General features: G+C 39.8%; 7 protein-coding genes. 4 read left to right on the top strand and 3 right to left on the bottom strand.

Translation table 11 applies throughout. The features are described from left to right. The 3 genes from EZ444_RS21470 to EZ444_RS21480 all read left to right on the top strand — a co-directional run. Positions 1-4,743, top strand: a 4,743-nt coding sequence (locus EZ444_RS21470) for a Calx-beta domain-containing protein (protein ID WP_131611208.1), incomplete at its 5' end; no start/stop codon positions are given. A gap of 55 nt (positions 4,744-4,798) precedes the next feature. Next, positions 4,799-5,722 carry a PorP/SprF family type IX secretion system membrane protein gene (locus EZ444_RS21475; protein WP_131611209.1) on the top strand — a complete coding sequence of 308 codons (924 nt, stop codon included), beginning with the start codon at positions 4,799-4,801 and terminating at the stop codon, positions 5,720-5,722. 103 nt (positions 5,723-5,825) lie between these two features. Continuing rightward, positions 5,826-6,677: an energy transducer TonB gene (locus EZ444_RS21480; RefSeq protein ID WP_225874806.1), complete on the top strand. Its 852-nt coding sequence runs from the start codon at positions 5,826-5,828 to the stop codon at positions 6,675-6,677. Between the two features lie 40 nt (positions 6,678-6,717). On the opposite strand, the gene EZ444_RS21485 is transcribed toward EZ444_RS21480, so the two are convergent. Beyond that, positions 6,718-7,335, bottom strand: coding sequence for an NAD(P)H-dependent oxidoreductase (locus tag EZ444_RS21485; protein ID WP_131611210.1), 618 nt, complete (start codon positions 7,333-7,335; stop codon positions 6,718-6,720). Between the two features lie 93 nt (positions 7,336-7,428). Here EZ444_RS21485 and EZ444_RS21490 point away from each other — a divergent pair, with 93 nt between their 5' ends. Then, complete coding sequence (locus EZ444_RS21490) at positions 7,429-8,325, top strand: LysR family transcriptional regulator (protein WP_131611211.1); 897 nt, start codon at positions 7,429-7,431, stop codon at positions 8,323-8,325. A gap of 16 nt (positions 8,326-8,341) precedes the next feature. Here EZ444_RS21490 and EZ444_RS21495 read toward each other — a convergent pair whose 3' ends face one another. Together EZ444_RS21495 and EZ444_RS21500 are read right to left on the bottom strand one after the other, a co-directional pair. Continuing rightward, positions 8,342-9,613, bottom strand: a complete 1,272-nt coding sequence (locus EZ444_RS21495; protein ID WP_131611212.1) for a nucleoside recognition domain-containing protein — start codon at positions 9,611-9,613, stop codon at positions 8,342-8,344. A 62-nt stretch (positions 9,614-9,675) separates the two neighbouring features. Continuing rightward, on the bottom strand, positions 9,676-12,528 hold the full coding sequence (locus tag EZ444_RS21500) for an alpha/beta hydrolase family protein (RefSeq protein WP_131611213.1): 2,853 nt from the start codon (positions 12,526-12,528) through the stop codon (positions 9,676-9,678). Positions 12,529-12,546: the final 18 nt, after the last annotated feature.

Raw genomic sequence — 12,546 nt, forward strand, 5'->3', positions numbered from 1 at the left:
GCGGGTACAGCTACCTTTACGGTGACTTTAACCGGCAATGTCCAGGATGCCTTTACGGTAAACTATGCCAGTTCAGATGGGCAAGCCATTGCACCTGGTGATTACGCAAATGCTACAGGATCGGTCATCTTCCCGGCAGGTTCACCAAGCGGGGCGACCAGGACTTTCACGGTACTGATTCAGAACGACAACCTTGTAGAAACAGGCGAAACATTTAGTGCCACTTTAACGGGTATTACCGGTCTTACCACGATTGGTACCGCCAGCGCTACCACCAGCATTGTAGATAATGATGTGGCGGAATTAAGCATCACTGATGCAACGATGGTCGAAGGCGATGGGGGGACAACCGATATGAGTTTTACAGTGAAGCTAAATAATGCGACATCAAAGCCTTTCAAGGTCGGGTATACTACGGCAGATGGCACAGCAACAACTGCAGATAATGATTATGAGCCCGTGCTAACTGGTGCTGCATTGAATTACAGTGGTTTAGCAAATGAAACTCAAATGCTTAAGGTAAAGATCTATGGAAATAAGAAGATCGAGGCAGATGAGATCTTTAAGGTCATCTTAGGTGCGATTTCTGAAACCTTTGACGGTCGCTTAACGGTGAATAGTACGCAAGGAACGGCTACCGGAACCATAGTAAACGATGATTCGGGAGAGATTACGATTTCTAAAGTCAACGGCGATGAGCAGGAGACCTTACCGGGCAGCTTTATCTTTAGTCTTCCTTCTGGTGTAACCTCGGGCCAACCGATAGTAATAAATTATACCTTGGGTGGCAGTGCTAAGCATACAGCGCCGGATCCTGATTACACCGGTACATTAACAGGAACAGTAACGATTGCCGCAGGAGATGAGCGCGTAATACTGAACCTTCCGGTAAATGATGATGAGATTGTAGAGGATGATGAGATGGTAACTATTGATGCTAGTGTGAGCAGTATTAATGGCGGGATTACCCTGAATGCGTCCCGTCCGGTGGTAACGATTAAAGACAATGATGTAGCCAAACTAGCTTTAAGCGGACCGGTAACTTTGCTGGAAACCAATGCTGGTACTACTACAGCTACTTTTACAGTAACATTGGACAAAAGGACAACTGGTAGCTTTGATCTTAAATATGCTACCCTGGATGGTACCGCAAAAGCAGTCACTAACGATTATATTTCAAATCCAGGAATCCTGCATTTTGCCGGTAATGCCGGAGAGTCTTATCCCATTACAATACAGATAAATGGGGATAAGAAGATTGAGCCTGATGAAATATTCAGTTTAGTTTTGAGTGATTTGAGCCAGACGTTTAACAACCGTTTAACGATTCCTGTAACCAGCACCACGGTAACGATAGAGAACGATGATTCGGGGACGATAGTAATTGTTCCTGCAGACGGATCAGAAGATGGTACACCCGGCATTCGTCCTGCCAGCTTTACCTTCCGGTTCAGCGATCCTGATGTGACTACTGACGTTCCCGTAACGATCAATTACGGTCTGAGTGGAACCGCATTGAGTACTGGAATCAACTATGATTATACTGCTAGTCCGGCGACAGGTACTATCACACTTCCTGCCAATGCGAAAAGTGTAAAGCTGAACCTGGATGTAAATGATGACCAGATTGTAGAAGGGACTGAAACAGTAATCCTTACCACAAACACAGGTGGACTTCCTTATGGAATTACAGTGAGCAATTCACCGCAAAGCTTGAATATAGCTGATAACGATGGTGCTAAGTTGACCATCAGCAATGGAACAGTAACAGAAGGTGACAGTGGAACGCAAGACATTACCTTTAACGTGAAACTGGATAAAGCGACGGGAGTACCGTTTGCCGTAACGTATGCTACTGCTGATGGAACAGCTACGGATGGAGAAGATTATGTTGGAAGAACAGGTGTTCTGAACTTTAATGGTACAGCGAATGAAATTCAAACGATCACCATCCAGGTGAAAGGGGATCAGAGGATTGAGCAGGATGAGACTTTTACAGTAACGCTTGGAACGCTGTCTAATCTTAATGATATTTTTAGCATCCCATCGCCGGAAGCAAGGGGTACCATTATAGATGATGATCGTACGCAGATAATTTTAAGCAAGGTAGCTGATGGCGAAGAGCCCTTAACAAATGCCCGCTTTAAAGTGAGTATCATAAACACTAGTGTTACCAGTTCGGAGGCAACACTAGTTTCCTATACCATTGCCGGAACCGCCATTAATGGAGTTGATTATATTGCACTAAATGGAAAGGTGATCATTCCGGCCGGATCGAACGAGGCTTTTATTGATGTGGAGGTGATCGATGATCAGTTGATTGAACCAACCGAAACTGTAATACTGAGTTTAACAGCTGCTAGCAGCGTCAGTTTTACTTTGCCTGTTCAGACTACTCCGATAAGTGCAAGCATAAAGGATAATGATCAGGTAGCGCTAACGGTGAGCAATCCTGTAGTAACAGAAGGAAACAACGGAACAGTTACGGCTACGTTTAATGTGATCCTGAGTACAGGTACTCCTAATGGTTTTACGGTTTCATACAATACAACGGATGGAACAGCAACTGTTGCGGATAACGATTATACTGCCGTTAACGGAACATTGAACTTTAACGGAACAGCAGGAGAAACTCATGCTATTAGTGTAACGGTTAAAGGTGATCAGAAAATTGAACGTGATGAAACTTTCAACATGATTTTAAATCTTTCAGATACATTTGGAGGACGTTTAAACCTCATCGGATCGCCTGCCGTAGGAAAGATCCTTGATGATGATAACATCCCTGCGAATAAAAAGATCACAATCACTACAACGGATGGGATGGAAGGAATCTATAACGGAAGTTATACTTTTAGTTTCCCTACGGGCATAACATTTGACTCGCCGACAACTATACCTTTTATACTGGGAGGTACAGCCTTCAAAAATCAGGATTATATAGCCATGTTCTCAAGTCCGATAGTCATACCAGCAGGAGTAAACAGCCTTAAGCTGCCTGTTCCAGTTATCGACGATGACATTATGGAAGGTGCTGAGACCTTGCAGATGATCACTGCAGGAGTAGTCAACAGTCGTTACAATGGCATTACGGTTAATACACCTGTACCGGTATTAAATATTCTTGATAATGACTATAGTCAGCTGACAATTAGCAGTCCGACGATAAAAGAAGGAAACAGTGGCGGAACGTTGTTAACGTTTGAGGTGAAATTAAATGGTGCAACTGGTGCTGGCTTTATGGTTGATTATGTCACAGAAGATGGAACAGCTACCTTGAATGATAATGATTATAATTTCGTTAAGGGAACCTTGGTTTTCAGTGGAACGGCTGAAGGGGAGACTAAAACCATTTCGGTTTGGATTAACGGAGACATCAATATTGAAGATGATGAAAACTTCCGAGTAGTATTAAGTGGTTTGTCTAATACATTTGGCGGCGCGTTAAAGATCAGTGAATGGCCGGGTGTTGGAACGATCCTGAATGATGATATACAGCCGGTGGCTTCAGACGATATCATTATGACAGATGAGGATACACCGGTAACATTTAGTGTTACCGGTAATGATGCTGATGTCGATGGAGCAGTAAACCCTGGTAGTATAAAAGTTGTTACCAGCACTGTTCATGGAACATTGTTGTTCAACCCTGACGGGACATTTACCTATACTCCGAAGGATAATTACAACGGAAAAGACGAATTCACTTACACAGTGAACGACAATACTGGTATTGAATCGAATGTGGCTAAGGTAAGCATTGTAATTAATGCCGTAAATGATGCACCTGTGGCGCGCGACGATATATTTTATGTCAGAAAAGATGGTAGTCTTAATGCAACAGTAAAAGCGAATGATACTGATTTTGATGGAGATCGATTGAATTTTACTGTGTTAACTTCACCAACAAACGGAAAGATTACTTCATTTAATCCTGCCGATGGATCGTTTGTTTATGTTCCTGATAACGGTTTTGTGGGCATAGATCATTTTAGTTATAGGGCTTGTGATGCACCTGGTTTATGTAGTACTGCTCAGGTTACACTGTATGTTCAGCCAAAGGTTGCGGTTAAACTTACTCCATCTGTGGCAACCATTACAGAGGGTGATTTAATTAGCATTACAGCTGAGATTGGTGAACGATTATTTCAGGATGTAGAAATTACCCTGAATTATACAGGTTCAGCATTGCTGGAGAAGGATTATATCCTGGAAGGTGACTATATCAGTATGGTTATTCCGGCAGGGAAGTTGGTCACTAAGCAAAAATTCACAATTAGCAGTATAAAGGATTTTCTGAAGGAAGGTGAGGAAGCTATACAGGTACGCGTACTGAGTGCCACTCCGTCTGACTTTGTAGATAAAGGGTTGGGTGCTGATATTCTTATTAAAGATTTCTATCCTGAGGATAAGGGGACTGATGAAAATGCAAATGGGGACATCAATCCAGATCCATTATCATCGCCTAACGGGGACGGTTTAGGGAATGAGAACTTTATCATTCATAATATAGAACGGTATCCAGATAATGAAGTGCTGATCTTCAACAGATGGGGTAATAAAGTTTTTCAGGTTAAAGGATACAATAACCGCGACAAGGCGTTTGGAGGTGTGGCAAATACGGGTCTTTTGGTGAATAAAAGTGCTGTTCTGGCAGATGGAGTTTACTTTTATATCATTCATACGAAAGACAGTTCGGGCGCTTTAAGAGTCAATAAAGGCAGTGTTATTATTAAGCGTTAGTATGGTTTTGGAACACATTTGGGATTATAGAATAATTAAATTGATTGAGTAGCACATGAGAAAGGTAGTTTTATTTTTTATTTGTTTGTATAGTTCATTTTTTGGATACAGTCAACAACAGGCCATGTACACGCAGTACATGTTTAATGGTCTGGCCATAAATCCGGCTTATTCAAGCATGGATGAACAATTATCCATCACAGCACTTTCACGTCTTCAATGGGTTGGTTTTAAAGGGGCTCCTAGAACACAAACTTTATCTGTACACACTCCAATTAAGACGTCAAATACCTTTGTCGGTGCGCTTTTAATTAATGATCAGATAGGAGAGGTTTTAAAAGAAACCGGGGGGTATTTAAGCGTCTCCCAAAGAGTGGCTGTTGGCCAGGAGTCCTTTCTATCTGTAGGGATAACTGGGGGAGCTAGCAGTTTCAGATCAACTTATTCAGAAAATTATCCTTATAGCCCCGAATCTGTTAATGATCCTGTCTTTGTCGATGCCAATAGCATAAGAGGAAATTTCGGGTTCGGGGTGATGCTTTTTTCCAAGAATTATTATCTGGGCTTTTCCTCTCCTTATTTTTACCAGCGGGATTTTTCATCTTACAATAAGGAATCTCCACATGCTAAGAATAAGCCGTATTATTTATTCCAGGCAGGGGTACTCCTGCCGCTTGGCGATGATTTTAAAGTAAAACCGAATTTCTTAATTAAATACGTGAATGGCTCTCCCATTCAATTTGATTTAAACGCTAATTTATTGATAAAAGAAACCATATGGGTGGGAGCTTCTTACCGTTCTGCAGATTCTTTCGACGCAATCGCTTCTGTATATATTACGCCTCAAATTCAACTTGGCTACTCTTATGATTTTTCGAATACAGAATTGGCAAAGCGCCAATCAGGGTCTCACGAAATTATGCTTAAATTCAGTTTCTCTATTAAAGGAAGAGACCCCAATGATACCTGCTATTTTTAGCGAAGATCATTTATTTGTCCAAGTTTTTTTAATTTAAATATTTCTTTCTCTGGCTTATGGAATGCTGATGATGTTAGCATCAATACTATAAATCAATGGTATAATGTTTAATCTAAATTCTAAAGCAATGTTGGGTTCAAAAATCGACTTATTTGGCAATGAATGGCTTGATGTAGTATTTGATCAGAAAAACAAAAGCTATGGTGCTTATGCACTGCGCAGAGAAAGTTCTTCGAATACTTTAAGGGCACTTTTTATAGCGGGAACATTGTTTATCCTGCTGTTTTTATCTCCAAAGATCATTAGCCTGATCAAGGGAAATGATACCATTGAGGATATTCCTGATAAGGTAACAACGGTGACTGTGCAGTCGCCACCACCTGTAAATCCAGAAACTCCACCGCCAGCAGCCATTGAGCCACCTCCGGCAAGACAAAATCAAATCAAGTTTCCTCCCCCAATTGTTGTGGAAGATAATAAGGTGATTGATACTGATCCAGTACAGATTAAAGATCTTGTGGATGCAAATACAGCACAGAAAGATGCCCTTGGTGTACCTGATGGTAACATTGTAATTGATGGACCGCAAGGTAAGGGACCGGTAGGTGCTGGTGCAACTGAGGATAATACCGTGTACGAGATATTTATAGCGTTAGAAGTACAACCTACATTCCCTGGTGGGATGGATAAGTTTTATAAATATCTTTCAAAAAGTATAAGGTATCCGGCCATGGCTCAAGAAAATAATATTCAAGGTAAAGTGTACTTATCTTTCATTATCGAAAAGAACGGCACGCTAACCGATATTAAAGTTGAAAAAAAGGTGGGCTATGGAATCGATGAAGAAGCTGTTCGAGTGTTGGCCGCTAGCCCAAAATGGGTAGCTGGAGTACAGAATGGAAAGTTCGTCCGCGTAAAGTATAACATCCCGATTAACTTTGCTATGCCTCAGTAATTATCAGCATAAAAAAGGGCCGCTTTAAAGCGGCCCTTTTTTATGCTGATAATTCCATTTTATATTCGTTAATGAATATTTTATTTAGATGCGCTTCATAACGTTGCAGGTCATTTGGTACATCCGCATTTTTCTCTATATCATGAAAATGGATGCTTTCCAATGGCTCCATACCAGTAAAAGCATTCATGCGGTGGAAGCCAAACATAGGTCCTTCATCCACGCTTTTTTCATTAAAAAATTCTCCAGGTAAGGTAAATGCTTCTTTAGGTGCATTCCATGAAGTGCTGAGCATATACTTTTTGCCATGCATCAATCCACCTGTTCCGTAGTTGATGGTTGGATTGGCCGAAGATCTGCCATCACTATGGTAAATCCCATTGTTGTGACCTTCTGTAAACACTAGATCTATATATTTCTTAAATTCATTAGGCAGCTGGAACCACCATACCGGAGTATGGTAAATCACTACATCAGCCCATTTATAATTTTCTACTTCTTGTTTGATATCGTATGGTTGATTGATGTCGGTTGATCGTACTTCAAAGCCGTCATTATTTTCAAAAAAGCTTATTGTTTTATCTGTTATTGTCTTGTTGAATTTACCGCCAGAATGTCCAAAAACCTGTCCGCCGTTAATTACAAATATTCTTTTCATAGTTTTATCTTTTAATAACACTACAAAGGTAAAGCCGATATATGTATAATTATAATAGTTTAATTTATACATTTGTATCATAATTATGATAGTATGGTTAATTTAGAATGGTTCAGAACATTTAAAGCTATTTATGAAACCGGGACGCTTACAGGTGCTGCTGAAGCATTGTATATCTCGCAACCGGGAGTAAGTTTACACCTAAGCTCGCTGGAGGCCTATGTTGGTTATAAACTTTTCGACAGAACGTCGAGGAGAATGATCTCAACAGAAAGGGGTAAGGTGCTTTACAATTATATCCTCGAATCTTTAACAAAACTGGAAGAGGCTGAAAGGCATTTTCATAAAAGTGTAGAGAAGGACATTCCAACTATAAGCATCGGGATGTGTTTTGAAACTTTTCAGTTTACACTGGAATCTTATTTACCAACGCTGCCTTTCAATGTGATCATCAAGTTTGGAGAGTATCCCCAAATGTTGAATGATTTGGATAGTGGCATCCTTGACCTTATCATAACTCCTCAAAAAGGAGATTATAAGGGTTTATTTTATGAGCCTTTTTTTAAAGAAAAAATTGTACTGGTTTGCGGGGCAAAAACGGCTACAGAAGCGTTCGAAAGTTTAACCAAAGCAAAAGATACAAATGGCCAGTTGGACTGGCTAAAACAGCAAACCTGGTATGGTACTACTGGAGATATGGAACACCAGCGTAGGTTTTGGCACAATAACTTTGGTAAACGGCCTGATTTTAAACCTAACTATATTGTTCCTAATTTATGTTCCATTCTTAGGTGTTTAAGTGCAGGTAATGGTATTGCAGTAATGCCTGATTTCTTGTCTAAACGAGAACTTGATCAGGGAAGTATTAAGGTTCTTTGGGAGGGTAATGACCCTATCGAAAACACCTTATACTTCGGTACCCGCAAAAAAACAATTTACGAGGAGCAGATCAAAACCATCAAAGAGATATTTTTGAAAGAAATGGTTTAATGATTGTTTTTACTCACTAACCGAAAAATAAGTAGCAAAGTCCTATTGCAGTGCAAACACCAACTAAGTCAGCCAATAGCATCGCACCAATTGCATAACGCGTATTTTTTATGTTTACAGCGCCAAAATAAACGGCAACCACATAAAATGTAGTATCTGATGCACCCTGGAATATTCCTGAAAGTCGGCTAGGAAAAGAATCAGGACCATATGTTTCCATAGTACTGACCATCATTCCTCTGGCTGCGCCGCCACTTAGCGGTCTTATCAAGGCCGTTGGTAGGCCCTCAACAAACCTTGTATCAGCTCCTAACGAAGCGAATAGGGTTTTTATGCCACCAATTACTACATCAAAAGTACCGCTTGTACGTAATAAACTTATGGCTACCAGCATTCCAACTAAATAAGGAATAATTCTAATCGCGGTATCAAATCCATTTTTTGCGCCATCAATGAAAGCATCAAATACATCAATTTTTTTGTAGAGTCCACCTAATATAATCACCAAAATAACGAATAAGATCAGCCCATTACTCAACACTCCTGAAAATGATTTAATGCCATCTGCATTAAGGGTGGTGATGTACAAAACTAATAAAGCAATGACAAACGAAATGCTTAAAATCCATCCAATTACCACTGGTTGTAAAAGGTTGATTTTTTGCTTGAAGGAAACAATCATCATTGCTGTTATGGTGCCCACAAAGGTTACAATCAAACAAGGTATAAATATGTCTGTTGGATTTGAAGCATTCTGTGATGCACGAATGGCGATCACACTTACAGGAATTAGGTTTAATCCAGCTGCATGAAGGCATAAAAACATAATCTGGGCATTAGATGCCACATCTTTACTTGGATTCAACTCTTGCAAACTTTCCATTGCTTTTAGTCCGAAGGGTGTTGCGGCATTATCCAATCCTAGTAAATTAGCAGAAAAATTCATAATCATATGCCCCATAGATGGATGTCCTTTGGGAATGTCAGGAAATAATTTTGAAAAGAAGGGGCCTACGATTCTCGATAATAAACGTATACCTCCCGCTCTTTCAGCAATACTCATCAAGCCCATAAAGAAGGCTAAAATTCCGATCAGTTTAAGACAAAGTTCTACCGCAACCCAGCAGGTTTGAATGATACCGTCAAGTTTTAATGGATTGGCAGCGTCATCGGCTTTGCCAATAACCATCCAGTTAAAAATATCAGTTTGTCCAAAAAAGAAACATTTTATACTTGCTACAACAATTGCAACGATTATAAAAGCAGACCAGATTCTACTTAATGCCATTAAAGATGATTTAGTTTAGGGCTTAAATTTAAAGTTTTGATTCTAATATCTCTGATTTAAATTTAAGGTTTTTCATTGGTCAGCTCAAATCCCCAGCTTTTGCCTTTCTCCGTTGCAGGTATGCCATTTACCATCCATGCCGGAGCTTTTGCACCTTTTAGGTAATAGTCAAAAAACTGCTGCTCTCTGATTTGGATATCTTTTCTGTTTTGGCGTTGCATTAAATTATGCGCCTCATTATTATAATTTAGTAACCATACTGGTTTGCCCAACCTTCTTAAGCCTGTAAACATTTCAATCCCCTGGTACCAAGGCACAGCTCCATCAGCATCATTAGACATAATTACTACCGGGGTTTTTACGTTGGGTAATTTAAATAATGGAGAGTTTTCGACGTATAGTTCTGGTTTTTCCCACAATGTAGCGCCAATGCGACTTTGAGTTCTTTCATATTGAAATTGGCGGTTCATACCGCTTTCCCAGCGCATCCCACCGTATGCTGAGGTCATGTTTACTACTGGTGCACCTGCCCATGCAGCAGCGTACATGTCGGTTCTTGTAATAAGGTGAGCTACTTGGTAACCGCCCCAGCTTTGTCCCTGGATACCTATTTTACTGCCGTCTACCCATGCATTTTTCTTTAAAGATTCAACACCCGAATTGATAAATTCTTCGGCAGATCTGCCTGGGTAACCTGTCTCATAACTAATATCAGGTGCAAATACCAGATATCCATTACTTACAAAATATGGGATATTTAACCTGGATGGAGTAGGTGCAGGAGCTTGATAGCTGTAAAGGCCATCAGATAGCTTTTCATAGAAATATACAATCATCGGGTATTTTTTAGCCGGATCAAAATTTTCTGGTTTATACAGTATCCCTTCCGAATTGAAACCTTTAGGTGTCGTCCATTTTACCAGGTCTGCAGTTCCCCAGTTGTACTCCTTTTGTTGTGGGTTTGTATTACTTAGTTTTACCTGTGCCTTCATATCGGTTGATACGTAAACATTAGGTGAGTTTTCATAATTGCCTTTATCAAAAATGAAACGTTCGGCATCTTTAGCTTTAACAAGATCAGTGTAGACCATTTTCTCCATCACTACCAGCTCGGGATTGTTGCGGTTGCCAATAGCCTTTTTATACCAACCGTGTTCTTTAGTGGTATTGTTAAAGGTATTGAGCCAGATGGTCGCCTTTTTATCTAAAAACTTGCTTTCAGGATTTAGTTTTTCATAACGAAAGGTCAGTTTGTTTTGTCTGCCAAATCCATTAGTGATATTTTGCGGAGCGTTTTTACCATCTGGACTAAACTCCCAAATGTCATATTTGTCGTAAATCAGCACAGTTTTGTCTTCTTCAGTCCAGGCGGCTATTCCATAAGAAGCTGGATCTTCCGGTACATCATTATCCTCATCAACAAATTTTACATTTAAGCCATTGTTTAAATAAGTAATTTTTGCCGTAAGCACATTGTAAGTGTACCAGTTGGATGTTTTTTTATCGAAGTACAGGATGTATTTACCAGCAGGAGAGGCCGTAGCTGATCCATTTAATCCTTCAATGATTTTCTTTTTTGCCCCGGTTTTTGTATCCACAAGGTAATAATCCCTTGGCGTACTGCCGGTCCATTGTGCCTGTATTCTATTGTCGTAATCAGTCCATGCCAATACAAAATTGGCGTTCCCTTCGGTTACTGGGATTGCATCTGGCAGTTTTACGTCTGTTAATGGAACGATTTTAGGCTCGCTGCTAAATACCTCAAAAGAAGATAAGTATGATTTCTTTAAGTCCTTTTCAAGATTTTTCAACTGCATAGGTTGGAGGTAGTCATCTTTATAACTCCATATATCCAGTTTTGCATTCTCAAAATCAACTAAAGTTGTATCTTTTGGTGTTTTTATGGGTGCAATGCCAAGGTATAACTTGCGACTATCTTTGCTGAATTTTAGATTACCATCTCCACTTATAGCCCATTTTTCAGGCATTCCAGGAATGGCTTTGTCAACCAAAATTTGGGCCGTATCAAGAGTAGGAGCGTTATAGTAAATCTCGAAATCTTTGATTTCCTTTTTCTCAGGACTGTTTTCACCTAAAAACACCAGGTATTCTCCTTCCTCATTGAAAGTGAAACTCTTAAAATTACCTTTTCCTTTTACCAGTGTTTTTAGTGTTCCTTTTTCTGTATTGAAAAGAAATACACCAGTAGGAGCCGACTTGTCTTTTTTGGAACCTGAGCATGCAAAAACCAATTGCTTGCCATTTTTATTAAAACTGTAGTCGGTTACATATTTGAAAATACGCAAGGTTCCGGTAGTTAAATTTTTAAAGATCAGATCCGTACCTTCCTGTTTGCCTTTAGTGTCTGGTTCATCAGCAAAAGCAATGGCGCTATCTTCTTTTTTCTCTGTTGATGGACTTGTACCTGTCGGTTTTGTTTTTTTTACCGTATCCAGCGGTTTATCTAGTAAATAGGCGATCACAATTGCACCATCCTCTGGCATTTTATAGGATTTTACCCTTGGTATTTTAAGGATATCAAAATTGTCAAGGTTAGCGATACCTAATGAGTCTTTAGTCATTTCATCAGGTTTCTTCTTTTTAATTTTTGCTTCGCGAGTATCCTTGTACAAAGGCTTGATCGTAAAGGCAGCATATTTTGAGTCTTTACTAAATTGTAAATTAGCTCCTCTCGCTATATTTCGCTTTATGTTGGACATTAAGTTGTTCAGGTATAAGACAGCATCTCCTTCTTGTTTATTTATGACGTACGCAGCCCACAATCCATTATTTGACAACTGTTTTGTGCCAACTGCTTCCCAATTGTTGTAGACCGTATGGTCCAAGGGTTTCTTTTGCGCAAAACTTACGCTTGAAAGGAATAACAGGAAAAGTGGAATTAGTTTTTTTAACATACTTAGTAGAATTAATCG

The organism is Pedobacter hiemivivus (genome assembly GCF_004331685.1).
GTDB lineage: Bacteria > Bacteroidota > Bacteroidia > Sphingobacteriales > Sphingobacteriaceae > Pedobacter > Pedobacter hiemivivus.

What these genes read in the sequence shown, in the direction of transcription:
- EZ444_RS21475 (WP_131611209.1), top strand. Translation starts at nt 4,799, where the DNA reads ATGAGAAAGGTAGTTTTATTTTTTATTTGTTTGTATAGTTCATTTTTT.
- EZ444_RS21495 (WP_131611212.1), bottom strand. Translation starts at nt 9,613, where the DNA reads ATGGCATTAAGTAGAATCTGGTCTGCTTTTATAATCGTTGCAATTGTT.
- EZ444_RS21500 (WP_131611213.1), bottom strand. Translation starts at nt 12,528, where the DNA reads ATGTTAAAAAAACTAATTCCACTTTTCCTGTTATTCCTTTCAAGCGTA.
- EZ444_RS21490 (WP_131611211.1), top strand. Translation starts at nt 7,429, where the DNA reads ATGGTTAATTTAGAATGGTTCAGAACATTTAAAGCTATTTATGAAACC.
- EZ444_RS21480 (WP_225874806.1), top strand. Translation starts at nt 5,826, where the DNA reads ATGTTTAATCTAAATTCTAAAGCAATGTTGGGTTCAAAAATCGACTTA.
- EZ444_RS21485 (WP_131611210.1), bottom strand. Translation starts at nt 7,335, where the DNA reads ATGAAAAGAATATTTGTAATTAACGGCGGACAGGTTTTTGGACATTCT.